Annotated in this window: 22 protein-coding genes and 1 tRNA gene; 14 read left to right on the forward strand and 9 right to left on the reverse strand. The window is 62.7% G+C overall.

The window, feature by feature from the left end; genetic code table 11:
* Positions 1-56: 56 nt before the first annotated feature.
* Positions 57-1,094, reverse strand: a complete 1,038-nt coding sequence (locus AC3E6W_RS01790) for an o-succinylbenzoate synthase (protein ID WP_049343249.1) — start codon at positions 1,092-1,094, stop codon at positions 57-59.
* 400 nt (positions 1,095-1,494) lie between these two features.
* Between AC3E6W_RS01790 and AC3E6W_RS01795 the strand changes: the two genes are divergently transcribed.
* The gene (locus AC3E6W_RS01795) at positions 1,495-2,919 is read left to right on the forward strand and encodes a phosphatase PAP2 family protein (protein ID WP_080978737.1); all 1,425 of its coding nucleotides are present in this window, start codon (positions 1,495-1,497) and stop codon (positions 2,917-2,919) included.
* A 188-nt stretch (positions 2,920-3,107) separates the two neighbouring features.
* On the forward strand, positions 3,108-3,485 hold the full coding sequence (locus tag AC3E6W_RS01800) for a cupin domain-containing protein (protein ID WP_049331751.1): 378 nt from the start codon (positions 3,108-3,110) through the stop codon (positions 3,483-3,485).
* 209 nt (positions 3,486-3,694) lie between these two features.
* Here the strand turns inward: AC3E6W_RS01800 and AC3E6W_RS01805 are convergent, their stop codons facing one another.
* The 3 genes from AC3E6W_RS01805 to AC3E6W_RS01815 form a co-directional block, all read right to left on the reverse strand.
* Positions 3,695-4,474, reverse strand: coding sequence for an amino acid ABC transporter ATP-binding protein (locus AC3E6W_RS01805; RefSeq protein WP_049343223.1), 780 nt, complete (start codon positions 4,472-4,474; stop codon positions 3,695-3,697).
* Between the two features lie 34 nt (positions 4,475-4,508).
* A complete protein-coding gene (locus tag AC3E6W_RS01810) occupies positions 4,509-5,312 on the reverse strand; it encodes an amino acid ABC transporter permease (protein ID WP_049343224.1) in 804 nt (267 codons plus the stop codon).
* 126 nt (positions 5,313-5,438) lie between these two features.
* On the reverse strand, positions 5,439-6,278 hold the full coding sequence (locus tag AC3E6W_RS01815) for an ABC transporter substrate-binding protein (protein WP_049343225.1): 840 nt from the start codon (positions 6,276-6,278) through the stop codon (positions 5,439-5,441).
* A gap of 276 nt (positions 6,279-6,554) precedes the next feature.
* On the opposite strand from AC3E6W_RS01815, the gene AC3E6W_RS01820 reads away from it, so the two are divergent.
* The 4 genes from AC3E6W_RS01820 (at position 6,555) to AC3E6W_RS01835 (ending at position 10,544) form a co-directional block, all read left to right on the forward strand.
* Complete coding sequence (locus tag AC3E6W_RS01820; RefSeq protein ID WP_049343226.1) at positions 6,555-7,286, forward strand: demethylmenaquinone methyltransferase; 732 nt, start codon at positions 6,555-6,557, stop codon at positions 7,284-7,286.
* A 104-nt stretch (positions 7,287-7,390) separates the two neighbouring features.
* On the forward strand, positions 7,391-8,452 hold the full coding sequence (locus AC3E6W_RS01825) for a polyprenyl synthetase family protein (RefSeq protein ID WP_049343227.1): 1,062 nt from the start codon (positions 7,391-7,393) through the stop codon (positions 8,450-8,452).
* 356 nt (positions 8,453-8,808) lie between these two features.
* Complete coding sequence (locus AC3E6W_RS01830; RefSeq protein WP_049331769.1) at positions 8,809-10,392, forward strand: sodium-dependent transporter; 1,584 nt, start codon at positions 8,809-8,811, stop codon at positions 10,390-10,392.
* 8 nt (positions 10,393-10,400) lie between these two features.
* Entirely contained in the window at positions 10,401-10,544 is a 144-nt protein-coding gene (locus AC3E6W_RS01835) for a methionine/alanine import family NSS transporter small subunit (protein WP_080974908.1), read from the forward strand.
* 108 nt (positions 10,545-10,652) lie between these two features.
* Here the strand turns inward: AC3E6W_RS01835 and rarD are convergent, their stop codons facing one another.
* Together rarD and AC3E6W_RS01845 are read right to left on the reverse strand one after the other, a co-directional pair.
* Positions 10,653-11,678, reverse strand: coding sequence for an EamA family transporter RarD (gene rarD, locus AC3E6W_RS01840; RefSeq protein WP_049343228.1), 1,026 nt, complete (start codon positions 11,676-11,678; stop codon positions 10,653-10,655).
* Positions 11,679-11,862: 184 nt separating this feature from the next.
* The gene (locus tag AC3E6W_RS01845; protein ID WP_049343229.1) at positions 11,863-13,176 is read right to left on the reverse strand and encodes a DUF6882 domain-containing protein; all 1,314 of its coding nucleotides are present in this window, start codon (positions 13,174-13,176) and stop codon (positions 11,863-11,865) included.
* A gap of 348 nt (positions 13,177-13,524) precedes the next feature.
* On the opposite strand from AC3E6W_RS01845, the gene AC3E6W_RS01850 reads away from it, so the two are divergent.
* Positions 13,525-14,859, forward strand: coding sequence for an SseB family protein (locus AC3E6W_RS01850; protein ID WP_049331777.1), 1,335 nt, complete (start codon positions 13,525-13,527; stop codon positions 14,857-14,859).
* Between the two features lie 133 nt (positions 14,860-14,992).
* Here AC3E6W_RS01850 and AC3E6W_RS01855 read toward each other — a convergent pair whose 3' ends face one another.
* Positions 14,993-15,589, reverse strand: coding sequence for a Fur family transcriptional regulator (locus tag AC3E6W_RS01855; protein WP_193389467.1), 597 nt, complete (start codon positions 15,587-15,589; stop codon positions 14,993-14,995).
* Between the two features lie 239 nt (positions 15,590-15,828).
* Between AC3E6W_RS01855 and AC3E6W_RS01860 the strand changes: the two genes are divergently transcribed.
* The gene (locus AC3E6W_RS01860) at positions 15,829-16,092 is read left to right on the forward strand and encodes a hypothetical protein (RefSeq protein WP_049346852.1); all 264 of its coding nucleotides are present in this window, start codon (positions 15,829-15,831) and stop codon (positions 16,090-16,092) included.
* 147 nt (positions 16,093-16,239) lie between these two features.
* Positions 16,240-17,124 carry a zinc metalloprotease HtpX gene (gene htpX / locus AC3E6W_RS01865; protein WP_049346850.1) on the forward strand — a complete coding sequence of 295 codons (885 nt, stop codon included), beginning with the start codon at positions 16,240-16,242 and terminating at the stop codon, positions 17,122-17,124.
* 207 nt (positions 17,125-17,331) lie between these two features.
* On the opposite strand, the gene AC3E6W_RS01870 is transcribed toward htpX, so the two are convergent.
* On the reverse strand, positions 17,332-17,823 hold the full coding sequence (locus AC3E6W_RS01870; protein WP_049343233.1) for a YajQ family cyclic di-GMP-binding protein: 492 nt from the start codon (positions 17,821-17,823) through the stop codon (positions 17,332-17,334).
* Positions 17,824-17,963: 140 nt separating this feature from the next.
* Between AC3E6W_RS01870 and AC3E6W_RS01875 the strand changes: the two genes are divergently transcribed.
* The 3 genes from AC3E6W_RS01875 (at position 17,964) to AC3E6W_RS01885 (ending at position 19,294) form a co-directional block, all read left to right on the forward strand.
* On the forward strand, positions 17,964-18,353 hold the full coding sequence (locus AC3E6W_RS01875; RefSeq protein ID WP_049346848.1) for a hypothetical protein: 390 nt from the start codon (positions 17,964-17,966) through the stop codon (positions 18,351-18,353).
* 177 nt (positions 18,354-18,530) lie between these two features.
* Positions 18,531-18,612, forward strand: a tRNA-Tyr gene (locus AC3E6W_RS01880).
* Positions 18,613-18,916: 304 nt separating this feature from the next.
* A complete protein-coding gene (locus tag AC3E6W_RS01885; RefSeq protein WP_049346847.1) occupies positions 18,917-19,294 on the forward strand; it encodes a thioredoxin family protein in 378 nt (125 codons plus the stop codon).
* A gap of 87 nt (positions 19,295-19,381) precedes the next feature.
* Here the strand turns inward: AC3E6W_RS01885 and AC3E6W_RS01890 are convergent, their stop codons facing one another.
* Positions 19,382-20,620 (reverse strand): DNA-3-methyladenine glycosylase family protein, encoded by a 1,239-nt coding sequence (locus AC3E6W_RS01890; protein WP_490652199.1) that lies wholly within the window; start codon positions 20,618-20,620, stop codon positions 19,382-19,384.
* A gap of 169 nt (positions 20,621-20,789) precedes the next feature.
* Between AC3E6W_RS01890 and AC3E6W_RS01895 the strand changes: the two genes are divergently transcribed.
* Both AC3E6W_RS01895 and AC3E6W_RS01900 read left to right on the forward strand, forming a co-directional pair.
* A complete protein-coding gene (locus AC3E6W_RS01895) occupies positions 20,790-22,577 on the forward strand; it encodes a DUF2079 domain-containing protein (protein ID WP_490652200.1) in 1,788 nt (595 codons plus the stop codon).
* Between the two features lie 644 nt (positions 22,578-23,221).
* A complete protein-coding gene (locus tag AC3E6W_RS01900) occupies positions 23,222-25,336 on the forward strand; it encodes a DEAD/DEAH box helicase (protein WP_080975277.1) in 2,115 nt (704 codons plus the stop codon).
* Positions 25,337-25,464 lie beyond the last annotated feature (128 nt).

A 25,464-nucleotide genomic window follows, 5' to 3' on the forward strand; every position in this document is an offset into this window, starting at 1 on the left:
GTTCGTGGCAACGCGCGGTTCTTGAGAGGCTCAAGCCCCCATGCTCTAGCGGCGGTCTAGCCGCGGTGGATGCGTTCCAGCACGCGGTAGCAGCGGCTCACCCGCTCAGCCCACCACCGGCGGGTCGGCTCATCGGCGGCCAGGCGCTCGAGGCGCTGCGGGTTGGGCTCGACGGCTCGCACCCGCATGAGCCCGTCGTGGGCAATCATGGGGTCCTCGGCGACGTCCTCGGCCATGAGCGAGACGGTTCCCAGGCCGCACCCGTACTTCAGGGTCGGCAGGGAGGCCGCCAGGGCGGCACCGGTTGCGATGCCCACCGAAGTTTCCAGGGCCGAAGAGACGACGGTCGGAAGCTGTGCCTGCTCAACGATGGCCAGGGCACGGCGAACACCGCCCAGGGGAGCGGCCTTGATGATGATGAGGTCGGCGGCATTGGCGCGGGCCACGCGCAACGGATCTTCGGCCTTGCGAATCGACTCGTCGGCGGCGATGCGGACCGGCAGTCCCTCCTTGGCCACGGCGTAACGGAGCGTCGCCATGTCCTCGATGGTGGCGACCGGCTGCTCGGCGTAGATGAGGCCGTACTCGCAGAGTTTGCGGAGCGCCTCAAGAGCGCCGGAGAGGGTGTAGCCCATATTCGCATCGATCTTGAGGCGAGCCTCGGGGAGCGCCTCGCGCGCGGCGGCCACGCGGGCCACGTCGTCGGCGAGGCTCTGGCCCTTCTCCGCGACCTTGATTTTGAGCTCCCGGATGGTGCCGTCGTAGCGGGCGAGTACCTCGGGCACGCGTTCGGCGGGGACGGCGGGCAGGGTTGCGTTGAGCGGAATACTTTCGCGCACCGGCTCGGGGGCGGGGAGCCAGGCCGCTTCGAGGGCGCAGGCGAGCCAGGCGGCCGCCTCTTCGTCGCCGTATTCGAGGAATGGCGCGAACTCGCCCCAGCCTCGGGGGCCGCGAATGAGCGCGCTCTGGCGACGGTTCACACCGCGGAAGGTGACGTTCATGGGGATATCGACGACGGCTAGGCGCTCGAGCACCTCGTCCAGCGGGGGTAGCGGAAGCCCCGCGAGGCGGAAACCGTAGCCCAGGGGCGGCACGCCGCCCGGGGTGGACTCTGCGGGTGATGATGTGTGATGCACGCTCACTGTTGTCCTTTCCCCGCTAAAATTTTTTTAGCGGTTCAAACCCCTCGGATATGGGGCACGTCCCAACTCGAACCGGGCGCTCGGCACGCCGCTGACCAGGGCTTTTAACGGGAGGCTCGGGGAGCTCTCGATACCTCTCGCGTTAAGCCTGCGTATTTTGTGGAAACTCTCAGCTTAGCGACCCAAAAACTTTACCTTTTCATAGCTTAACCTGAGATAGTGAGGTAGTTACTCTATCAGCGCGGTGACCGCATTCGACTCGCGCGAAGGCTTGGGGGTCTTCGCCGCCGGGTGGACCGCCGCGAGGTAACGCCATGAGGGAGAAGGTACGAAACGAAGTGTGGAGGGGCTTATGAGCTATCGATGGAACGCGCACGAAACCGTCGCGAGCGGCGCGGTGAGCGATTCTGAGGCAACCCGCCCGCTCCAGACCGGCGATGATGCCCCTACCCTGCCCTTCTCCGCCGAGGCCGTCGCGGACCGCGCGGCCGAGCTCTCCGATACCCAGCCTATCTCTGCGACCCAGCCGATTTCGGCCGCCCGTTCCTCTTCCGCGCGCGCGTACGCGCACGATGCACAGGACCCCACCGAGGTGCTCCCCGCCCGAAGCCCCGACACCCGCTTGCTGTCGAACACTGACGGCTCCACCCGCCTCATGCAGGCCACCCAGACGCTTGAGGAGCCGACCATTCAGGCTTCTCGCTCGCCCTATGCGGCCCCCAGGGTTGAGCCCGCGACTCCGGCTGCACCCGCCGCGCCGGTGCCGCCTCGCGCGGCGAACCCCAACGTTTCCTACGGGGGAGCCTCGTATTCCGGCGTTCCCTACCCCAACGAGGCCTTCCCTCCCGCTTCTCAAACGGGCAACGTCTATTCCCAGGTTGGAGTGACCTCGATGAGCCCCATGGGCAACCCGATCCGCCCGGGTGAGGGCGACCCGAAGAGCTTCCCGAGTACCGGCCTTCTGATGCGGCATCTCTTTGCCCTGCTCTTCTTGGGGGCCTCGCTTTTCGGGGCCTTCCGTTTCTTCATCTACACGCACGTTGGCCAGCAGGTGGATGAGCAGGCCTACGCCGAGTACACGAACCAGTTCCTCAACTATCGCGGTCCGACCCTGACCGCGCTGGACTCGTTGCCGACGATTGTCGGTGTGGTGGCGGTGCTCGGCCTGATTGCGGTGCTGGTATGGAAGCACCGGTTCCTCCCGGCACTGGTGGGGGTGCTCTGCGGCGTGGGAGCCTGCGTCACGACCTACGCGCTGAAGAACTACATCATCGTGAAGCCCGACTGGGGTATTCAGGAGGCGGTGAGCAATTCGGCGCCCAGCGGCCACACGACGTTCGCGGCGGCGGCCGGTGCGGCCCTCTTCCTGGCGGCTCCCCGGTTGATGCGTCCGACCGTGGCCCTGTTGGCGGCGGTCGCGACCTGCCTGACGGGTGCCTCCACGATTATTAACGGCTGGCACCGCCCGGTGGATGTTGTGACCGCGATTCTCGTGACCTCCATGTGGACGGTACTGGGCATGGCCCTGCTGCGCTACGTGCGTCGCGGTGACTTTACGATTGCCTCGCGCGGCGGCCTGGTGTTGGTGCCGTTGTTGACGATTGCGACGCTTTTCCTTTCCTTCTGTTCCGTGATTCTGTACCTGATTGCGATTTTCTCGCCCATCCCGGGAGGCGCGTTTACCGCAGCGACCTGCATGATCGTGGCGGTGAGCTTCGGTACGACGGCGCTGACGGTGAATCTGTTGCGCGCGCGCAATAGCAAGCGTCAGGCGTAACACAAATGCGTGCCTCGCCCTCATGCGGCGGGGCACGCGTTTTTATTGGGCTTTGTGTGTGGGCGTTGCCTCGCGGGGGAGCGCAGAATACAATGGAAATAATTGGTATTTTTGATACCAAATAACAGTATTGGCGACTAGCCGCCGGGCCGCATACTCCGCCCGGCTCGAGTAGAAAGGTGCGTACCATGGCAGGTACCCATGAAGGCCGCGTCATCATTTTCCCCCAGCTCACCGAGGAGCTAAAGCCCTTCGAAGACAAGCCCCAGGCCCGCAAGATTGTGGACGCCGACGGCGGCAACCTGACCCTCATGGAGCTGGCGGCCGGCCAGTCCTGGCACGAGCACCACAGCGTGCACCCCATCTTCGTGCAGGTTCTCAAGGGCGAGGTGATCTTTCACGTGAAGGATCGCGATATTACCCTGGTCCCGGGCAAGCCGATTCACGTGACCGCCAAACTTCTGCACTCCCTGCGCGCCGTCAAGGATTCGACCCTGTTGGTGACCATGCTGACCGGCGAGTCGCACCCCGAGCCCAAGCTCACCGTTGAGGTGGAAGAGGTTTAAACCCCTCTGAAGGCTCTCCCCAAGCCAATTCCTTAGCCAATGAATCCCGCGTTCTCCACGGCTGGAGAGCGCGGGATTCTGCGTTTCTGAGCGGTCGGCGGTACTACCGGGGGCTGGGAGCAAAGGTACCGGGCATGGAAAAGCGGGCGGTGCTGTGCGAAACAGAATGTTTCGTACAGCACCGCCCGCTATATTTTCAAGAGCTAGTACTAGTTTACAACCGCGTGGGTCGGATCGAGCACTCGAGCCAAGAAAGCCCTGGTACGTTCGTGCTTGGGGGCGCCAATCACCTGGTCGGCAGGGCCTTCCTCCACGACCACGCCGTCGGCCATGAAGACGACCTTGTCGGCCACCTCGCGGGCGAACGCCATCTCGTGGGTCACCACAATCATGGTCATGCCCTCGTCGGCCAGGTTACGCATAATGCTCAGAACCTCGCCGACCATCTCCGGGTCCAGCGCGCTGGTGGGCTCGTCAAAAAGCATCAGGTCGGGGTGCATGGAGAGCGCACGGGCGATGGCCACACGCTGCTGCTGGCCGCCGGAAAGCTGAGCGGGAAAACGGTCTTCCTTGCCGGCCAGGCCCACCTTAGCGAGCTGCTCGAGGGCCACAGCCTCCGCCTCCTCCTTGGAGCGGCCCAGCACCTTAATCTGGGCAATCGTGCAGTTATCTAGGATGTTCAGGTGACCGAAGAGGTTGAACTGCTGGAACACCATGCCCATGTGGGTGCGCACGCGGTTAATGTCCACGTCCGGGTCGGTGACCTCGGTATCGCCCACCATGATGGTGCCGTCGTTCGGCTCCTCCAGCAGGTTCACGCAGCGCAGCAGGGTGGACTTGCCCGAACCGGAGGGGCCGATGAGGCACACGACCTCGCCGGGGGCGACCTCCATGTCGATGCCCTTGAGCACCTGGACCTTGCCGTAGGACTTGTGCAGGTTAGAAATGCGCACCGAGGAGGCGGCCATGGATGAAGTTGAAGCGGTCATAGTATCCGTAATCCGTTCTGTCTCGTCGTTACGCTTACTTGCGGCCGGTCAGCTGGGTGCGGCGCTCAAAGTATGCGGAGAGCTGGCCCAGCGGGACGGTGATGATGAGGTAGCACAGGCCGGCAACCACCAGGGGAGTCAGGCCCGCGTTAGCGGCGGTCAGGCCCTCACGACCGAACTTCGCCAGCTCGTACTGAGAAACCGTCACGCCCAGCAGGTACACGAGGGAGGAGTCCTTGGTCAGCAAGATAACCTCGTTGGTCAGCGGGGGCAGAACCATGCGGAACGCCTGAGGAATAATAATCGAAATCATCGCGCGAGTGTGGGACATACCCAGGGAGCGTGCCGCCTCCATCTGGCCCTTCGGAATGGCCTGCAGGCCCGCGCGCAGCACCTCGCTGATGTAGGCAGCCGAAACCATACCCAGAGACAGGGTCACAGGAATCAGGTTATCCACGAAGCGAATCTTGAAGGCCAGCGGAATACCGTAACCGAAGGCAAAGAAGACCAGCAGCGCCGGGATACCGCGGAAGAGCTCCACGTACAGGGTGGCAATCCAACGGTACGGGGCAATGGAGGAAATACGCATGAGCGCCAGCAGCAGACCGCCGGAGAGGCCCACAACAAAGCCCAGCGCGGTGTAGAGCAGGGTGTTCTTCAGCGCCACGGTGATGACGTCGGGGAACTGCTTGGCCGCCACATCGAGGTTGAAGACCTGCTGGCTGAGGGTCTTCCAGTCAGCCAGCAGAATGGTAGCCAGAGCAATAACGGCCAGGATGGCGTACTGTGCGTAGCGGAAGAGCTTCTGCTTCTGGCGGGGTGAAAGTTTAGAGGACATGCGCTTTCTTATCCAGTGCTGTTCGGTCAGAGCGTACTAAACGCTCGCGGAAAAAGGCTGGGACCTCCCCAACCCAAAAGTATTAGGGTACTCCTGAATTGGGGGAGGAACTAACCGATGAGGGAGTTAGGACGCGGAGGAGGAGGCGCTCGCGGAGGCCGAGGAGGTGGTGCCCACCCACTTGGCCTTCATCTTGTCGAGCTCGCCGTTCTTCTTGAGCTTGTCAATGGTGGCGTTGGCCTTGGCCAGCAGTGCCTTGTTGTTGGAAGAGACTGCTGCGGCAATCTGTTCGGTATTCTCGGAATCCTGGTAGGCAATCTTGAAGGAGTCCGGGTCGTTGGTCAGCGCCTCGGAAATCACGGAGAGGTTCGCGGCGACTGCCTTGACCTGACCGGTCTTCAGAGCGGAGAACATGAGGGAGGTGTCTTCGTACTGGATGACCTCTGCGCCGTTTTCCTTGGCGTAGGTCTCACCGCTGGTAGCCTGCTGGGCACCGACGGCCACGCCCTTCAGGTCGGCTGCGGAGGTGATGGAGGAGCCCTTGGGAACCAGGATGGCCAGGTTGTCGTCGAAGTAGACGGTGGTGAACTCCATCTTGCTCTTACGTTCGTCGGTCACGCCGATACCCGCCAGCGCGATGTCGCACTGGCCGGTGGACAGACCGGTGCCGGAGTCTAGGCCCTCGAAGCTGATGGAGGTCAGCTGTGCCTTCACACCCAGGTCGGAGGCGATGGCGTTGGCGATGTCTGCGTCCAGGCCCACGACGGTGCCGTTCTCTTCGTATTCGAAGGGCTTGTAGGGGGTGTTGGTGCAGACGCTGAGCACGCCGGACTTGACGAGGCTGACCTCGCCGTTGGCGTCGGAGTTCTCGTTGGCGGTGGAGACACAGCCAGTCAGTGCCAGGGGCAGTACCGCCAGCAGGGCCAGCGGCTTGAGGGATGCCTTTTTGAGGATTGCGGTGTTCATTGGGGTGCTCCTATGTGCGGTGTGCGTTCACTCGTTGAGCGGCGCGTTCTATGAAATCTAGAGTCTATTGTGCGCCTGCATGTTAAAAAATGCAAGCATATACATAAATATTCATAATATTTTGCTGAATATACATAAATTTACCCTCGAAGAATGAATAAAACCCCGCCTATGCGGCCCAAAAATCATCCGAGCGAGCCAGCGAACCCCTCCCATGACGTAACTACGGTTCACCCAACTATCGAATCCCCCAACCTCCATGCCACAATTGAGAGCGTGAACGCAGAGAAGAACACCCGCGCAACCCGCGCAACCCTAGACAAGAAAACCAGCGACATCGCCGCCATGTTCGATACCGTCGCCGAACGCTACGACCTGATGAACGGCATCCTTTCCCTCGGCCAGCACATCTACTGGCGCAAGCAGGCCGTCGCCGCCGTCGACGCGCACCCCGGTCAGAAGGTCCTGGACGTAGCCGCAGGCACCGGAGTCTCCTCCGAACCCTTTGCGGACGCAGGTGTAGACGTCATCGCCGCCGACCTCTCCGAGGGCATGCTGGACGTTGGTCGTCGTCGCCGTCCCGACATGACCTTCGTGCAGGCCGACGTCACCGCCCTGCCCTTTGAAGACGGCACCTTCGACGCGGTCACCATGTCCTACGGCCTGCGCAACGTCGCAGACTACCCCAAGGCGCTGAGCGAAATCTACCGCGTTCTCAAGCCCGGCGGCCGCATCGTGATTCTCGAGTTCTCGACCCCGACCTTCGCCCCCTTCGGCGCGGTGTACAAGAACTACATCATGAAGGCGATTCCGCCGATTGCGCGCGCAATTTCCTCCAACCCCGAGTCCTACGAATACCTCGCCGAGTCCATCATCGCCTGGCCCAACCAGCAGGCACTGGCCGAAAAGTTCAAGGAGGCGGGATTCACCTCGGTGCAGTACCGCAACCTGACCGGCGGTATCGTTGCCATTCACCGCGGCTTCAAGCCTGCGGAATCCAACGCATAACGTTCACACCACCCCGACATACCCACCGCACCGTTTTCACGCCGCCCCGATAGGACATTCCGAGGGACGGACCACTAGAAAACACCAAGAAGATAGAAGACACCGTGACCAACGCAGAGCAGCCCATCGCCGCCACCGACCTGCTGGGAGACCTCGATCTGAAGCTTCCCGCGGGCTTCGAACTGATCGCCGCAGACCCCAAGCTGGGTCCGCAGATCCTCTCGTCCCTCGCCCGTATTGAGGAGCGCCTGGGCGAGGCCATCGCGCAGACCGACCACCTGGCAGACGTCGCCTCCCGCCACCTGCTCCTGGCCGGAGGCAAGCGTGTGCGTCCCCTGCTGGCGCTGCTCTCGGCAGCCGTCGACGGCGAGATTAACGACGAGGTGATCGAAGCCGCCGTGGTGGTGGAGCTGACCCACCTGGCAACCCTCTACCACGACGACGTCATGGACGACGCCCCCAAGCGCCGCGGTGTGGACAGCGCCCAGATGATTTGGGGTAACTCCGTCGCAATTCTGACCGGCGACCTGATATTCTCCCGCGCCTCCCTGCTGGTGTCCGAGCTGGGTACCCGCCCCATGAAGATCCAGTCCCAGACCTTCGAGCGTCTGGTGCTCGGCCAGCTCTTTGAGACCACCGGCCCGCGCGAGGGCCAGGACCTACTTGACCACTACATCGCCGTCATCGAGGGCAAGACCGGCTCCCTGATTGCCGCGGCCGGCGAGTACGGCTCCCTGCTGTCGGGCGCTTCTGAAGACGTTATCTCCATGGTCAAGGCGTACGGCGAGCTGGTGGGTGTGGCCTTCCAGCTGGCGGACGACGTGATTGACATTGTGAGCGACGGCAAGACCAGCGGTAAGACCCGCGGCACCGACCTGCGCGAGGGCGTTCCGACCCTGCCGACCATCCTGCTGGACCGCGCTGTGGCGGCCGGCGATGAGTCCGCCCGCGAGGTACGCGCCCTGCTGGACGCCGACCTCAGCTCCGACGAGGCCCTGGAGACGGCCGTTGAGGCCCTCTCGGCCCACCCGGTCACCCAGGAAGCCTGGCAGATTGCCTACGACTGGGCCGATCGCGCGATTGAGGCGATCGCTCCGCTACCCGATTCCACCGCGAAGGCTGCGCTGGAGTCCTTCGCCCACGCCGTGGTTCACCGCGAGGGCTAGTCTCAGCTAAAGGCTTGCCTTCTGATTCTTGACCGTGAGGCCCCGCCCGTCCACCAGGACGAGCGGGGCCTCACGGTGTATCTGCGGGCAGAATTTTGTGTCGTGTCTCGTTTGAACGGGGCTCCGATATTTCGCATGGTGGGGTTGTGTGGGAATTTCTTGACCGGTTCTCGCTCTTTAAGGTAAACCTGAGAGTCATGTCTAAAACGTGCCACCACGTTCTGGACCCCCGACGGCTCCCTCGCCCACCCCGCGTTGGACGGGCCGTCGCTTCTCTTGGACGCGAGCAAGTCCCGCCAACCCGCGGTTCCCCTCGCACCAACCATCCGCGTCCCCACATCTAGAGGTTTACAACAATGGGAGCATCTACCCCTAAGGCGCCCGCGAAGCGCGAAGGCTTCTCGAGCCGCCGCGTCTTTATCTTTGCCGCCATCGGTTCTGCTGTTGGTCTGGGCAATATTTGGCGTTTCCCCTACATCGCATTCGACAACGGCGGCGGCGCCTTCATGATCCCCTACATTGTCGCCCTGCTAACCGCCGGCCTGACTTTCCTGTTCTTTGACTACGCCATTGGTCACCGTGCGCGTGCTTCGTCGCCGCTGGCCTTCCGCCGCCTGAACCGCAAGACCGAGTTCATCGGCTGGTGGCACATGGGTATTAACTTCGTGATCGCTATCTACTACGCCGCTATTGTGGCGTGGTCGTTGCGTTACATGGTTTTCTCCTTCACCAATGCGTGGGGCGATAACCCGAAGGCGTTCTTCCAGGGTGAGTTCTTGAAGGTTGCGGACACCCCCGGTGTCTCCCTGGACTTCAACATGAACATCCTGATTCCCATGGTTCTCGTCTGGGGTGTGCTGCTGGCTGTGATGGCTCTGGGCGTGCAGAAGGGTGTTGGCGCGGCCAACATCGTCTTTATCCCGCTGCTGCTGGTCATGTTCGTGGGCCTGGTGATTTACTCCCTGACCCTGCCCGGCGCAGTTGACGGTCTGAACGCGCTGTTCACCCCCAGCTGGGATTCGCTGGCTAACCCGGATGTGTGGGTTGCCGCCTACGGCCAGATTTTCTTCTCGCTGTCCATCGGCTTCGGCATTATGATTACCTACTCCTCCTACCTGAAGCCCAAGGCTGACCTGACCGGTTCGGGTGCCGTGGTTGGCTTTGCAAACTCCGGTTTCGAGCTGCTTGCGGGTATTGGTGTGTTCTCGGCTCTGGGCTTCATGGCTCAGGCTGCGGGCACCCAGGTGAGCGATGTCGCGACCAGCGGTATTGGTCTGGCGTTCATCGCGTTCCCGACCATTATTTCTCAGGCTCCCGGCGGTGTGCTGATCGGTATTCTCTTCTTCGGCTCCCTGCTCTTCGCGGGCTTCACCTCCCTCATCTCGATTCTTGAGGTGATTATTGCGGGTGTTCAGGACAAGTTCGCCACCTCGCGTCTTGCCTCCACCGCCCTGGTGATTATTCCGGTCGCCGTGATCTCGCTGTTGCTGATGCCGACCACCACCGGCCTGTACGTGCTTGATATTCTCGATAACTTCGTGAACCTCTTCGGTATTCTGGCCGCCGGCCTGTGCGCCATCATCGTCGTGGCGTACGTGGTGCGTGCGCTGCCCGCCCTGGCCGAGCACCTGAACCGTTACTCCTCCATCAAGGTCGGTAAGATTTGGATGGTTCTGCTGGCCGTCGTGACCCCGCTGGTTCTTGGCTACTCCCTGATTCAGAGCGTCATCAAGCTGATTCAGACTCCGTACGAGGGTTACCCGACAGATATGCTGGCAATCTTCGGCTGGGGTATGAGCGCGCTCCTGCTGGTCGGCGCGATCGTTGTTTCTCTCTTGCCCTGGTCGAAGAAGTCTCGTGCCGCTGAGAAGCCTCCGGCACCTCCGGTGATTGCCGGTCAGGTGGAGCACGACCACGTCGATACGACCATTACCCGTTAGGAGCCCTCATGTCTATCTCTGCAATTGTGATGCTGATTGTGGCCATCCTGATTATCTGGGGTGGCCTGGGCCTGGCGATGCTGAACCTGCACCGCCATCCGGACCTGGATGCCCTGGACGAAGCGGCTGAGGCTCAGGGCTCCGAGCTCTAGAGCGTAAACGCGACATACAGTGATGCCCCGCCGGCTTATAGCTGGCGGGGCATCACTGTATTTTATGCGGGTGTTGAGCGTGCCGAAGGGACAGAACGGGGGAGAGAACTATTTGTTCTCGGAGCGCTGGGTTTGCTCCTGCTCTTCCAGAAGAATCTGCGCATCCTCAGCCTGTACGTTTTCCGCCTGAACCAGCGGAATCATGCCGGTCTCCGGATCCGACAGCGCGGAGGCGCGGTAGGAACGAGAGGCGCGTAGCGCATCCACCGTGAAAATGATGAGCGCAACCCAGATGAGGCCCAGGCCCAGCACCTTATCGGGGCTCATGTGCTCGTGCAGCACGGTGATGGCCAGAACGAACTGGATGGTCGGGCCCAGGTACTGCACCATGCCGATAACCGAGAGCGGCAGGGCCTTGGTCGCCGCCGCAAAGAGCATGAGCGGCACAACGGTGACCACGCCGGTGGAAGCCAGGAGCCAGAAGTGCCCGGTGCCCTCGCTGAAGAGGGTCATCTGACCCTGTGCGTTGAGGACGAAGAGCGCAATAACGCCGAAGGGAGCCAGGATTAGCGTCTCGAGGGACAGCGAGACGATGGGGCTCACCTCATGGGCGATACGGGCCTTGAGCAGGCCGTAGATACCGAAAGTAAAGGCCACGCCCAGGCCGGTCCACGGCACCTGCCCGTAGATGAGGCTCATCATCAGCACAGCGATACAGGAAATCGCCACCGAGACCCACTGCGCGGCGCGCAGCCGCTCCTGCAGGAAAATTACGCCCAGCACCACCGAAACCAGCGGATTGATGAAATATCCCAGCGACACATCAATCGTGTGGCCGGTCGTCGTCGCTACCACGTAGATGAGCCAGTTTGCGCAGATGAGAATGGAGGCGGCCGTCAGCACCAGCATGATGCGGCGGTTCCGCAGGATTCGGCGGAATTCTGCGGTTGCCCGAACAAGAGGTAGTAGCAGGGCGCAGAAGATGAGGGAGAAGACCACTCGGGCCACGACGATTTCAATCGGCCCGGCCGGCGCCATGACCACGAAGTAGAGGGGAAGCAGACCCCAGATGAGGTAGGTACCGATGATGGTGATAAACCCGTTACGGGTGGCGTGTTTCTGCGTCTCTGACATGGTTTCTTCTTGAGCTACTTTCTTCTGTGCGTGTTCTTTGAGCGTTATTCGTCGGGTTGGGGCCGCACGCAATCAATCCCGCGCACTGCAGACATCCTCGTGGGGACCGGATAGAGGTGCTCCGGACGCCGTCAGGCGCGGTACCACGAGGATACCGCGCCTGACGGGGTGTTGTGTATTCGGTTTAGAGGCCGAAGAAGCGAGAGAAGAAGCCCTTCTTCTTGGGCTCGGGCTTCTGCTGCTCTTCCTCGCGGCGCTCCTCGAAGCGCTGACGCTCGTACTCTTCGTGAGCGGCTTCTTCGCGCTCGGCGGGCAGGTCGGGGGCGTCGCCGGCGTTGTGAATCGGCTCCACGTACTCGGCGATTTCCTCTTCGGTGTACTCGCCCTGTGCCTCGTAAGCCTCGGGCTCCTCGGCGTGCTGCTCTGCCGGTGCCTGCTCGGCGGGAGCCTCGTGAGTTTCAACGTGCTGCTCGTCCTCGGCACCAATCGAGGCGTCGGTGTAGACGCGGGCCTGCTCGGGCTCGTGCTCCTCGACGGGCTGTTCCGCCGGGGCGGGCTGAGCCTCGGCGACGGGTGCCTCGTACTCCTCGTGAGCTTCGGCGGCGGGTGCCTCGTAGGTATCAGCAACCGGTGCGTGCTCCGCAATCTCGACGGCGCGCTCGGCCTCGGCACGGGCGGCGGCGCGCTCGGCGGCCTCCTGCTCGCGCTGGGCGCTCTGAGCGGCGGCCTCGGCTGCGGCGATGCGCTCAATCTCGGTACGGGCGGCTGCGAGCGACTCGCGACGCTGGGCCGCGGCGGCGGCGCACTGCTCCAGAACCTCGGGGCCGACCTGCGGCTCGGCCTCCTCAATACCGCTGATGCGACCGTCGTCGAACCACAGGCGCAGTGCACCGTCGGTTGCGGTCAGCACGGCGGTTGCCTCGGTATCCCAGGCAATGTGGAAGCCGCGCTGCTGGGCGTAGGAATCCACCGCCAGAACCTGGTTGTGAATCTCTTCGCTCTGCAGGGTCTTGGCGATAACACGGCCGATGCCCTTGTAGGTGGGGGCCTCGAGGGCCAGCTCGTGACCCTCCAGCAGAGTCCACGCGCGCACACCGGCACCGGCGGGCAGCGGGTAGTGGGCGTAGAGACCGCTCAGGGTCTTGGCCGCCAGGGTGAGCCGGCGGGCCAGGGACTCCGAGAGGGGAAGCTCATCGGTGGTCAGCTCGACCAGGCCGTCGCGCTCGCCAGCTTCGCGGGCCTGAATGGCCGCGGAAACCACGGAGTCGGGGAAGTAGCCCAGTTGCTGCCAGGACCAAATCCAGGTGCCGCGGTTTTCGGATTCGGTGCCCAGCAGGTGCGGCTTGAGCGAGAGCGGGGGAACGGTCTCAAAGTCCAGGGACTGAGAAGTGAAGTCCACGTTCCACTCGGAGGTACCCACGAGCTCGGCGAGTCGAGCCTGGTACTCGGTGGAGATAAAAATCGATGCGTCGATAAGATCCTGCAGAGAATTCGTCATGATTTAAGATTATCAACCTTTTGAGGGTGTATCTGCCCTGTATCCCCCGTTTCGGGCGCTCTTTCGACGGATGCGTGGCGGGCAGGGCTCGACGGGGGAGGCCGCGGACCTCGGTTCAGCCTCTTGCTGAGGTTGAGGGCGGGGGGTCTGACTCGGGGTTTTAAGGAGCGTCGAGGAGAGGGCGAACATACATCTTTCGGCGTAAACTATCACCGTGAAGCTGGCACGTTCGTTAGAATCGAAGTGAGCGGCTTTTTCCGGCACCACTGCAAGCCCATAGATTTTTCACATGCAATCACGGATGCACTCTGCCGCGCCGTAATTCAACACTCAAGGATGTATGAACACATGACTGAACCCCGCCTCACCGAGACGAGTAGCCGCGCTGCGCGCATCCAGGACGCGCTCAATAACATTGGTAGCTGGCTGCTCGACGTTGTGAACGCCGACCCCGGCTGGAGCGAAATGGTACTCGACGTGAAGCCTCTCGCGGGGCAGATTTTTGTGCGGGTGCGCGAATTCCGTGACGGCGAGGAGTATATCGGTACGGTTGGCCCCCTCAAGGAGGGTTCGCCCATTATCGCTGAGGTGCGCAAGCTGCAGCGCGCAGCCTACGATGGTAACCGCGGCACCTGGTTCACCGCATCTATCGTGGTGGCGGCTACCGGCTGGCCCAACCCGCAGTTCAGCGTCGGCGCATCGTACAACCGCGACGACGAGCCGGATAACTGGAAGAACGAAGGCACCCTGACCGCCACGGACGTGCGCGAGCACCTGGCTGAGTTCCCGCGTGATGCTTCCCGCGTGCCCGAGTGGGCCCGCGAACGTATGGAGGGCCGTGCCCGACACTCGGCCGCAGCGGCTCTGGGTTCGAGCGAGCACGAGATTCCGAATCCCTACCTGGTGGCTGCTCTGCAGACCTTCCGCAACGATGTGCAGGAGCGCACCCTCATTAACGTGGTGCGCACGATGCTCGGCGGCGATGTTCTGCTGGACGCGACCGGTTCGCTGCTGATTCCCTCGGAGACCGACCCGATGGGCCCCGAATCCGTGCTGACCCACCAGGTGATTCGCATGCCTGAGACCGGCATGCAGGCCCTGTGCGTCTTCTCATCCTCGGAGCACGTGGGTAAGAGCTACGTGCGCCAGGAATCCGAGGGAGAAGAGCTGATTCTTCGCGAGCCCGCGATGAAGGTCTTCATGGATTTCCTCGCGAACGAGGCGCTCGACCTGATTGTGGTCGATCCCGGAACCGACCACGAGTGCTACATTGAGCGCGCTCAGGTGCAGTGGATTGTGACCTCTCCCCGCAACGATGGCGCGAAGATGGCGCTGACCCAGGACAACATGCAGATGCTGCTGGGTTCGCTCGTGTCTCCTGCCTCGGTGCTGCTGGTGGGCGTGGACCCGAACGACCCCTCGGGTTCCTCGTTCGTGTTTGATCCCGACGAGAACGGCAACCCGCAGAGTCTGCTGGTCTTCACCTCGCCGATTGAGATTGCGGCGCTGGACCCGCATATTGAGGTGCGTTCGGCGAACGCCCTGGAGATTCTGCGCTACGCGCTGGAGATTGGCGCCCCGAGCGTGAAGGTAAACGCGATTAACCCCTCGACCGTGCTGAGCGCCCAGCAGATTCGTGAGCTGCTGGAGATCGTGGACTCGCAGCCCCGTCCCGGCATGTAGCTTCAACATACTTAAAACAGCTGACCGCTAGCGGCGACCCGATGGTCGTCTCTAGCGGTCAATCTTTTAGCAGGCGGATGCGCTCCGGGATCCAGCCGACGCGTAGGATGCGGGGCGCCGCCGCGCTTAACGGTTAGTTACCCAGCAGCTGGGCCGCCGCCTCACGCTGGGCGCGGGCGAGCTTGGCCTCTTCCTCGGTCTGGCAGTCGGTGCAGACGCCCTGGTAGAGCACATCGGCGCTGAAGAGCGCCATTCCGTGAAAATCGCTGGGGGTCAGGCAGGGGGCTGAACCCACGGCGCAGTCGACGTCTTCAACCTTGCCGCAGCGCACGCAGAAGGCGTGGTGGTGGTTGTCGCCGGTACGGGTTTCGTACAGGGCGGGGGTTCCGGGCGGTTCGAACTTGCGGAGCAGGTCGATATCGGTCAGGTCCGCGAGAATGACGTAGACGGACTGGACCGTGATGGCGGGGATGCGCTCGCGCACGGCCTGCACGATGGTGTCCGCGGTGGAGTGTGGGTGGTCCTGCACGGCGTGGAGCACTGCGAGTCGCTGCTTGGTGACGCGGCGTCCGTGGGTGCGCAGGCCGGTGGTCCAGGCTTCCTCGAGCTGCTCGTCGCTCATGGGGGAGAGGACGGGTAGCCCGGTGAGGTGTGCGCATCCGGGTCCGGCTAGTTGTTGTTCTGGGATGGGGGTTGTCTTCAGGTCTGTGGTGTTGTGTACGTCTGTCATGGTCCCATTTTACACGTTATTATGAGGTATTCATCATAATATTATGATGAATTCATAATAAATCTCCGAGGGGTCTCAGCGGCAACTCACCGTTTTTCGGCCCCCCCCTTCCAGTTCTCGAGGAATCGGCGGCGACTCCCGTTCCCGTACCGAGCGATGCCGTACAATCGGGAGCGAAGGGCCGCGCAACGAAGGCGCGACCGATAAGTCGTCGAGGAGCCACCGGGGAGGGTACGAGCGTGGTCTACAACTTCACGAACCCCATCTACATCCTGCTGATGGTTCTGCTCTTTGGCACGCCCCTCATAACTCCCGTTCTCTACGCCCACTACCGTAGCGTCAGGTCCGGTTTCGACCTGGAGGGGCAAATTATGCTGGGCCTGCTCTTCACTATCTTTCTGGGTGCCTACGGTACCATCCTCCTGCTGGGTATCTTCCCCACCGCGACCGCGCAGGTCCTGGAGCAGGTGCCGCTCGTGACCATCCCCGGGGCCATTCCTTAGCCGCTCGAACTTCCGGTTGCGTTCTAACGCTCTGGGTGAATCTGTCGCTTCCGGGGATGCGCGCGGCGGACCGCTTCCGTATCCTGAAGAGTCAAGCGCGGTCTACCCGCGCTGTCCACCCGCACTTTGGAGCTCAGGAGGTTCCTCATGCATCGTCACCACAACGGCCTTAAAACCACCCTTCTTATGGGGTCCATGGTGGGCCTTATGCTGCTCATTGGCGGCCTGCTGTCGGCAGCCTTTAAATCCTCATCCTTCATCTGGATTATGGGCCTGCTGAGCCTGGGCGGCGTCGCGTACACCTACTGGAACTCCGATAAGCTGGCTCTGCGTTCGATGAACGCCTACCCGGTCACCCGCGATGAGGTGCCGGTGCTCTATGACATCGTGGAGGAGCTCTCGCGCACCGCCGGCCAGCCGATGCCCCGCCTCTACGTGGCCCCCACGATGACCCCGAACGCGTTCGCGACCGGCCGTAATCCGCAGAACGCGGCCGTGTGCTGCACTGAGGGCATCCTGCAGTTGCTGGACGAGCGTGAGATGCGCGGCGTGCTCGGCCACGAGCTCATGCACGTGTACAACCGCGATATTCTGACCTCCTCCGTGGCGGCGGGTATCGCCTCCATTATCGGCATGATCGCCCAGGTGCTTTCTTTTGGTGCGATGTTCGGCGGCTCGAACCGCGACGATAACCGGGCCAACCCCCTTGCGGCGTTCGTGATTGCTCTGCTGGCCCCTATTGCTACGCAGGTGATTCAGATGGCCATTAGCCGTACCCGCGAGTATGACGCGGACGAGGATGGCGCACGTCTGACCCGTGACCCCATCGCCCTGGCCTCCGCCCTGAATAAGCTTGAGCACGGCGTCTCTCTGTACCCGATGGACCCGAACAACCGCAGCACTCAGGCGGCAAGCGCCATGATGATTGCGAACCCCTTCGGCTCCCTGCAGAACGTGATGTCCACCCACCCGCCGATGAATCAGCGCATCGCACGCCTGCAGCAGATGGCCCGCGAAATGGGTCAGTACTAGGCTGAGCAAGCCCGCATAGTTTTTTCGTCAAACCCGCCGAGTCGGAAGATGACCCGGCGTGACGATTGTGACCCGCGATGACGGGGCTACAGACAAAAATCCTCGGGGTGGCTACTGTGGAAGTAGTCGTCCCGAGGATTTTTTGCGCTCGATGGTGCGCGTCGGATGCGACGGGTGCATCCGCCGGCTCCATTGGACCCCGAGCGCTTAGCGGTAGTTGACGAACTGGAGGTCGACGTCGAGGTCGGCGGACTTGAGCATGGCGATAACGTCCTGCAGATCGTCGCGAGACTTGGAAGAAACGCGCAGCTCGTCGCCCTGGATGGTCGCCTTCACGCCCTTGGGGCCCTCCTCGCGGATCATCTTGGAGATTTTCTTTGCCTGGTCCTGCGCGATGCCTTCCTTGATGGAGCACTCGATGCGGGTTTCCTTGCCGGAGGCGTAGGGCTTGCCCGCGTCCAGGGACTTCAGGGAGATGCCGCGCTTGACCAGCTTCGACTGGAACACATCCAGTACGGCCAGGGCGCGCTCTTCGGCGTTTGCCTTAATGAGGATCTTGTCGCCGGAGTAGTCGATTTCGGCGCCGACGCCGCGGAAGTCGTAGCGCTGGGAGATTTCCTTCTGGGCCTGGTGCAGGGCGTTGGATACTTCCTGCTTGTCGACCTTGGAGACGATATCGAACGAAGATTCGCTAGCCATGGATATTCCTTTCGTGAACGGGGTGCCGGGGCACCGGTTAGTACTAGCCTACCGGGTCTACGGAGTTGTTCACAGCTAACTAACAGAAATGCCGACCTGTTTTACAGGTCACTCTAACCTTTGAAGAGGATAATAGAAGTATGACCACTTATGACCTGTCCGTGACGGACGTGCAAGCGAGCGAAGAAGCTCGAGACCTGCAGACCCTTCTCTTTATGGACTTGCATAATTCTCTGAGTCCTGAACCCGAGGATATTCCCGAGGCCGAGCGCCTCGCCCCCGAACCTTCCCTGGAAAGCCTTCAGCTCGAGCTCCCCGACGAGGATTCTGAGCCCTCTCCCTTCGACGGTATTGGCATCACCCTGACGGAGCCTTCGCTCGTAGCTCGATTCTGCGGCGTTCGTCGCGACCTGGAGCGCGAAATTTCCGGCGGCATGTGCACGGTTGAGCAGGCGCGCCGCTACCTGGAGCACCTTGAGATTGTGCTGTTGCTTGAGCAAGACGGCGATATACCCTCCCGTTCCTTCTAGGCTGGGTGCCTCCCAGACTGATAGTCGTGAGGTTTGCCGTTCTTACGGGGCTCCGGACCAAGAGCCATCATCGAGTATAACCTTCGTCACAAATCTAGCTCTGAAGTGTACACGGCTCGCAATCTGCTGTAGAGTAGTCTCTGTTCGCGTGAGCGAGCAACTAGCACCTAGCTAGGCGGCAGGTTACCCGAGCGGCCAAAGGGGGCTGACTGTAAATCAGCTGGCACTGCCTACGGGGGTTCGAATCCCTCACCTGCCACAAATAGCCCGGTTACGAAAGTAACCGGGCTTTTGTGCATCTAAAACCAAAAGCTTAGCGGTGAGGCGCATCTGCGCGATGATGCTCCTCAGCGAAGTCCCGGTACGGTTTGTGCCTGCCGGGTAGCGCGCCTCCACAATCGGCCACAGGAACCTTCACTGGAGTTCCCGCGGCACGCCTAAAACTCGGCGGAAACTACCGCGTAAAGAGCTAACTATGACGGCTGCTTGTCATATCTTTCACAATGTTTGAATCCCAGGGCGAACAATTAGCGATTGGGGTGTAGAAGGTGTAGCGTTATCACATGGCTACTATTGAAATTACTCAGCAGAACCTGACTTCTACCGTTGAGGGCAACGACATCGTCTTCCTGGACTTCTGGGCAGATTGGTGCGGTCCCTGCAAGCAGTTCTCCCCCGTCTACGAGGCGGCTTCGGAGAAGCACAGCGACATCGTTTTCGGCAAGGTTGACACCGAGGCCCAGGGCCAGCTCGCCCAGGCCGCAGGCATTACCTCCATCCCCACCATCATGGGCTTCCGTGGCGGTATCCTGGTGTACCAGCAGGCTGGTGCACTGCGCGCGGACCAGCTCGAGACCGTGATTAGCTCGATCCGCGAGCTCGACATGGACAAGGTCCGTGCAGAGATTGCAGCGGCTGAAGGTTCCGCAGAGAAGAAGTAAGCTCAACCACGCATCAGAGCTTGAACGGGGCGTACCCACCGGATTAGCCGGAGGGTGCGCCCCGTTGCTTGTGCTCTCACCGGGCACTCAGCGCTCGCGGTGATCCTCAATGCTCATGCGCGCGCCGAAGCGCTGCTTCCAGAAGCCCGAGGCGTACATGTAGCGCACCACGCGCTGCCGGTGCGGGCTGTAGGGGGCGAGCAAGGCGAGCATGCCCGCATCATCGGTGCGGCGGCCCCCGAGCAGTTCGCCAACCGAGTGGGCCAGATGGTAATCGCCGACGCTGATAGCGTCCGGATGCCCGCAGACGCGCTGGAGGGTTTCGGCAATGCTCCACGGGCCTACTCCGCGTAGCGTGTTGAGCGCCCGGGCCAGGGCGGTGACATCGCCGGTGCCGGCAACCCGAGCGATGGCGGGGGCGGAGCGGGCGTAGGCGCGCACCGCATCGTAGCGGCTCTTATCCACGCCAGCCCGGTGCCAATCCCAGGTGGGGATGGCCGCCAGGGTGCGGGCCGTGGGGTAGACGCGCATGCCCTCGGGCTGAGTGGGTAGGCCGCTTGCCGGGGCAGGTTCGCCGTGCCGGTACAGAATCCACCGCAACGCCCTGAAGGCTTCGGTCTGCGTGATGCGCTGTTCCACGATGGCGTTGAGTACGTGCCGGTCCAGCTGGCCCGAGGCGCTTAGCCGTAGCCCGGGGTTGGCCCGCCACGCGGTACGGACGCGCTCGGGGAGCTCCCCGAACGAGGGAAGGGACGCGAAATCCTCGGGACGGTCGTGCAGACCCAGCCAGTAGGTCATCTCATCGGCCAGCGCTCGTACGTCGTGGCGCGCCGCCAGCTGCCGCTCGGCGGAGTCGTAGGAAGCCCAGATGCGAACGCGGACGGGGCGCATCAGCAGCCGGTGCAGGGCCGGAAGGGCGGCCGCCGCGGAATCGGGAGAGCCCGTCGCGGAATCGGGAAGGCGCTCTGCGAAGAGCACCGCGGGAAAGTTATGTTCCGGCGTGCGGGCCGTAATCCAGATGCGTTCGGCTCCGGCCTCTCGGCTGAGCGCGCGGTAGGCCGGATCGCTCGCGCCTCGGCTCAGCGCACCCAGCGTCTGCGCCAGGTGCACGGGAACCTGCGGCTCGACGATAACCTCGCAGGACTCGGGCGCGAGGGTGCCCGACAGGGAGCGCGTACCCGCGGGGGAGAGCGAGCGAATCGTCACGCGCGGTTCGGCACGCAACGGTCCCGGGGCATAGGGCAGGCGCGCCGCGGCCAGCGGGTGCGGGTTAGCGCCCGGCGCCGGGGGCAGCGTCCGGGGGGTCGAGGGGGGTTGCGTGCTCACAGCACCAGTCTACGCGGCCGGGTTCTGGGCTTCGAGCCGACGGAGCCCGGCGATGGAGCGTCCCGGACTCATACGCTACCCTAGAGTGATAAGGAGTGTGTACAGTGCATCACAGGGCTGGCGGTGAAACCCGGGCTTCGACGGATGCGCTCCCGAGGGAAGGACGCCCATGGCATCGGAAGAGACGGAAGTGGCCGCACAGAGCGCGGCTCCGACGAGGCCTCGAACCACCGGCGGCTCAGCTTCCCGGTCGGGCGTCGCCGGGGGCCTCCGCGAGCGCCTCAAGCGCATCCGTCTGCTTGACCTGCTCCCCGGACTGGTGCTGGGCGTGGCCGTTATGGCGCTGTACACCTACTACTCGCTGCAGCAGGTTAAGCACTGGGTGACCCCCTCGTGGGACCTGGCAATCTTCACGCAGATGGCCCAGGCGTACTCGCACTTCTCCGCACCAATCGTGCCGGTTAAGGGGCCCGGTTTTAACCTCTGGGGCGATCACTTTCACCCCATTCTGATGCTGCTGGGGCCGATTTACGGGATGTTTCCCTCGCCCACGACCCTGCTCGTTGTGCAGAACGCCCTAATTGCGGCCGCAACGAGTGCCATCGTCTTCTTCACCCAGCGTGCCTTTACCCTGGCTCGAGCCTCCCGAACCGGTGAGGAAGCTGAGCCGTCCCGGTTCCAGCGGTTCGTGCCGACGCTGACCGGTCTTCTGCTCGGTGCGGGCTTCGCCCTGAGCTTTGGCGTGCAGCAGGCCGTCGCCGCACAGTTCCACGAAGTGGCCTTTGCCGTGCCCCTGCTGACCGTGAGCCTGGGCTATCTGGTGCTCGCCTCGCGCGTGAGCGGCGACGAACGAAACCGATACCTTGCCCGCGCCTGCTGGTGGGCGCTACCCATCGCCTTCGTCAAGGAGGATATGGGCGTAACCGTGGCCGTCATCGGCGTTGTGGCCCTGATTCGTAGCGGTTGGTTGGGTGTCGCGTACGATATTCTGCTGCCCCGCCTCTCTGAGGGAGAACCGGCTTCGTTCCGCGTTCGCCTGCGTTCCCTATACCACTCCTGGGCCCGCACTCGCGCGGTTGCCGAGTCGAGCATGGTAATTGTGTGGGGCATCTTCTGGTCGGTGGTCTCAATCGCCGTGATTCTGCCCTACTTCAACAGCGGCGGAACCTTTGACTACGCCGACAAGGTGAATGTTGCCGCTGCCGTTGGGGATCCCTTCGGCTCCCTGATTCAGATGATGAATAACAACACGAAGATGGCGACCCTGGGCCTGCTACTCATCACGGGTGCGGTGCTGTGGGTTGGTTCGCCCCTTGCGCTGGTGGCTCTGCCGACCATCGCGTGGCGTCTGCTCTCCACGATGGAGTCCTACTGGGCCAGCACCTGGCACTACTCTCTGGTGCTGATGCCGGTCGTCTTCTGCGCCCTGCTGGATACCGTGCTACGGATGCGCTACGGTGCGATTCCGGCCCGCAAACTCGCGGAGCCCGCCGAGGTTCCCGACGCCCCCAAGGAGCCTTCCGGTCGCAGCCGCATCCGGGTTCGCAACCTGCCGGTGTGGATTCTTCCTGTCGTAGCGCTTTTCTTGGCCGCTTCCCCGATTTTCGTGCCGGGCTCTACGCAGCCTCTCGCAGCCCTGGCGAACTCGCAGTTTACCGACTCCGCTTTGACCTCCAGCGATCAGATGAAACTCAAGGCCGTGCAGCAGGTGCCCGAGGGCGTTACCGTGGCCTCGGATTTGTCCATTCTGACGCAGCTGATTCCTGGTCGCACCGTCTACTGGATTGGTCATACCGGCGAGCCGGCCCCCGAGTACGTGGTGATTGACCGCAGCAATAACTCCTGGGGTGGTAATCCTCCGGCGAATGTGGCCCAGTACGCCGCTGACCGCTACGGCCACTCCTATGCTAAGCACGCGACCGTCGGCACGATCGATATCGTGCGCCGCGTCGACTAGCCCCTCGGCTAAGCCTCTAGATGAGCGCCCACCCTCCAAGAGTGAGGGTGGGCGCTCGTGCCTAAGAGATGAGGTTTTAAGCACCTTTTTATAGCCGAGGAAGGGACCCTGCGGTACACTGTATAAACACGGGAACCCCCGATGAAGGTCTTGTGCGCACCGAGCACCCCAGGTGGTGTCATTTCGGAAAGTGCGCCGTACTCACCATCACCGATTGATACGCCCCGAAAGTTGCGGCTCCGCCGCACTCGGGCTTCTCTGAACGATCTCTGGTCAAAGCCTCCTGACGCGTCTGCTGTTACAGACTGATACACCATACGGGTGAGGCCCCACGCCAGGAATACGTGACGCCTTATGTGAGCACAATTGACCGTACCCCTCTCCGTCCCGCGCGCCCGGTGCGCGTTCTCGGCGCGATGACGTACGAGTCTCCAATTGTGTAGCGAGAAATTCAAGACCGCTCCCAGCAGTAACCCTCACACCCTCACTGTGCCCTCTGCGCCCCGCGCGAGGGGATAACCGGGTGTGTGCGGTGAAACCGTCGGCCGAACTGAACGCCGGACGCATGTGACTGGGCCGTGAAGGGGACACCCGGTAAGCGCCGAAGAGCGTGCGCTATCCACCCCTACCGTATAGAGGAAAAATTGACTGAGAATACCGCTACCCCGGCCGAACTGAACGCCGAGGCAGAGACCGTTGTGACCGCTGAGAACAACGTTGAGACCCCCGCCGCGGAAGAAACTGCGGCGGAGACTACCGCAGAAACCACCGCAGACGCCCCCGCCGAAAAGGCTGAGGAAGCGGGCGTGCGCTTTACCGACCTGGGCCTGGACGCCCGCGTCCTGGCCGCTCTGGAAGAGGTCGGCTACGAGAAGCCGTCCCCCATTCAGGAACAGACCATCCCGCTGCTGCTTGAGGGCCGCGACGTGGTCGGTCTGGCGCAGACCGGTACCGGTAAGACCGCAGCCTTCGCGCTGCCGGCCCTCTCCCGCATGGCTGAGCTCGCCGACATCAACGGCGTCTCCCGCGACACCCAGGTGCTGGTCCTGGCCCCCACCCGCGAGCTGGCCCTGCAGGTTGCAGAGGCCTTCTCCTCCTACGCAACCCATATGGAGGACTTCACCGTGCTGCCGATTTACGGCGGCTCCCCCTACGGCCCGCAGCTGGCCGGCCTGCGCCGCGGTGCGCAGGTCGTCGTCGGTACCCCCGGCCGCGTGATTGACCACCTGGAAAAGGGCTCCCTGGACCTGTCCAACCTGCAGTACCTGGTTCTGGACGAGGCCGACGAAATGCTTCGCATGGGCTTCGCCGAAGACGTGGAGAAGATCCTCGAAGGCACCCCCGACAGCAAGCAGGTGGCCCTGTTCTCCGCCACCATGCCCAACTCGATCCGCAAGATCGCTCAGCAGTACCTGACCGATCCGGTCGAGATTCGCGTGAAGGCTAAGACCACCACCAGCGCCAATATCTCCCAGCGCTACATGCAGGTTATGCACTCCCACAAGCTGGACGCCATGACCCGAGTGCTCGAGGTTGAAAACTACGACGGCATTATCGTCTTCGTGCGCACCAAGAAGGAGACCGAGGAGGTCGCCGACAAGCTGAAGGCCCGCGGCTTTGCGGCGGCTGCCATCAACGGTGACATTCCCCAGCAGCTGCGTGAGCGCACCGTGGATGCCCTGCGCGACGGCCGCATCGACATCCTCGTGGCAACCGACGTGGCGGCACGCGGCCTGGATGTGGAGCGCATCTCCCTGGTCGTCAACTACGACATCCCCCACGATACCGAGTCCTACGTGCACCGCATTGGCCGTACCGGTCGTGCGGGCCGCGAGGGTGCCGCCATTCTGTTCGTGACCCCGCGCGAGAAGTACATGCTGCGCCAGATCGAGAAGGCTACCCGCCAGAAGGTCGAGCCCATGCACATGCCGACCGCGGAGGCCGTGAACGAGACCCGTAAGCAGCGTTTCGCCCAGCAGATTACCGAGACCATCGAGTCCGAGGACCTGAGCTTCTTCCGCCAGATTATTGAGGACTACGAGAACGAGCACGACACCACCGCCGAGGATATCGCGGCCGCACTGGCCGTTATCGCTCAGCAGGGTCGCCCGTTCTTCCTGGACGAGTCTGAGGACATCGCCCGCAACTCCCGCCCCTTCTCCGACGATGATTCGGATCGCGGCGGCCGCAAGGGCAAGCGCGTGCACAACGACGAGGGCATGGTCAACTACAAGCTGAACGTTGGCCGTTCCTCCCGTGTGACCGCGGGCGCCATCGTGGGTGCGTTGGCTAACGAGGGCGGCATCAAGGGTTCGCAGATTGGCTCGATTGATATCCGTCAGCACTTCACCATTGTGGGCCTGCCCCAGGACCTGCCGCGCGACTTCTTCGATCGTCTGCGCGACACCAAGATTGCCGGTGAGTTCATCAACATCCGTAAGGACAACGGCCCCAAGGGTGGCGGACGCGGCTTCGGCGGCGGCCGTCGCGAGGGCGGCTACCGCGACTTCGACCGCCGTGAGGGTGGCCGTAATAACCGTCGTGACGATAACCGTCGCGAGGGTGGTTACCGCGGTAATCGTGACGGTGGTCGTGACTTTGGCGGCGACCGCGACTTCAAGCGTCGTGACGACCGCGGTGCTCGCCGCGATGACCGCGGCGGCCGCGAGTACGGTAACCGCGACTTCGGCGGCCGTAATAACCGTCGTGACGATAACCGTCGCGACGGCTACCGCGGCGGTCGCGGCAAGCGCTACTAAGCGGGTGTTGTAGCCCGGAAGCCGTATCCCGCGCCGCGTGACCGGAGCGTCGCGTAGCGCGGGGAGGGCCCAAAGCATCCAGGCCGGTGGGGGACGAATTATCCGTTTCTCCGCCGGCCTTTTGCCTG

The organism is Rothia sp. SCPM-O-B-18226 (M350) (assembly GCF_058213595.1).

Excerpts from the sequence above, each read along its gene's own strand:
- AC3E6W_RS01885 (WP_049346847.1), top strand. The coding sequence starts at position 18,917 with ATGGCTACTATTGAAATTACTCAGCAGAACCTGACTTCTACCGTTGAG.
- rarD (WP_049343228.1), bottom strand. The coding sequence starts at position 11,678 with ATGTCAGAGACGCAGAAACACGCCACCCGTAACGGGTTTATCACCATC.
- AC3E6W_RS01800 (WP_049331751.1), top strand. The coding sequence starts at position 3,108 with ATGGCAGGTACCCATGAAGGCCGCGTCATCATTTTCCCCCAGCTCACC.
- AC3E6W_RS01830 (WP_049331769.1), top strand. The coding sequence starts at position 8,809 with ATGGGAGCATCTACCCCTAAGGCGCCCGCGAAGCGCGAAGGCTTCTCG.
- AC3E6W_RS01895 (WP_490652200.1), top strand. The coding sequence starts at position 20,790 with ATGGCATCGGAAGAGACGGAAGTGGCCGCACAGAGCGCGGCTCCGACG.
- AC3E6W_RS01795 (WP_080978737.1), top strand. The coding sequence starts at position 1,495 with ATGAGCTATCGATGGAACGCGCACGAAACCGTCGCGAGCGGCGCGGTG.
- AC3E6W_RS01850 (WP_049331777.1), top strand. The coding sequence starts at position 13,525 with ATGACTGAACCCCGCCTCACCGAGACGAGTAGCCGCGCTGCGCGCATC.
- AC3E6W_RS01835 (WP_080974908.1), top strand. The coding sequence starts at position 10,401 with ATGTCTATCTCTGCAATTGTGATGCTGATTGTGGCCATCCTGATTATC.
- AC3E6W_RS01845 (WP_049343229.1), bottom strand. The coding sequence starts at position 13,176 with ATGACGAATTCTCTGCAGGATCTTATCGACGCATCGATTTTTATCTCC.
- AC3E6W_RS01815 (WP_049343225.1), bottom strand. The coding sequence starts at position 6,278 with ATGAACACCGCAATCCTCAAAAAGGCATCCCTCAAGCCGCTGGCCCTG.
- AC3E6W_RS01855 (WP_193389467.1), bottom strand. The coding sequence starts at position 15,589 with ATGACAGACGTACACAACACCACAGACCTGAAGACAACCCCCATCCCA.
- AC3E6W_RS01875 (WP_049346848.1), top strand. The coding sequence starts at position 17,964 with ATGACCACTTATGACCTGTCCGTGACGGACGTGCAAGCGAGCGAAGAA.
- AC3E6W_RS01870 (WP_049343233.1), bottom strand. The coding sequence starts at position 17,823 with ATGGCTAGCGAATCTTCGTTCGATATCGTCTCCAAGGTCGACAAGCAG.
- AC3E6W_RS01810 (WP_049343224.1), bottom strand. The coding sequence starts at position 5,312 with ATGTCCTCTAAACTTTCACCCCGCCAGAAGCAGAAGCTCTTCCGCTAC.
- AC3E6W_RS01805 (WP_049343223.1), bottom strand. The coding sequence starts at position 4,474 with ATGACCGCTTCAACTTCATCCATGGCCGCCTCCTCGGTGCGCATTTCT.
- htpX (WP_049346850.1), top strand. The coding sequence starts at position 16,240 with ATGCATCGTCACCACAACGGCCTTAAAACCACCCTTCTTATGGGGTCC.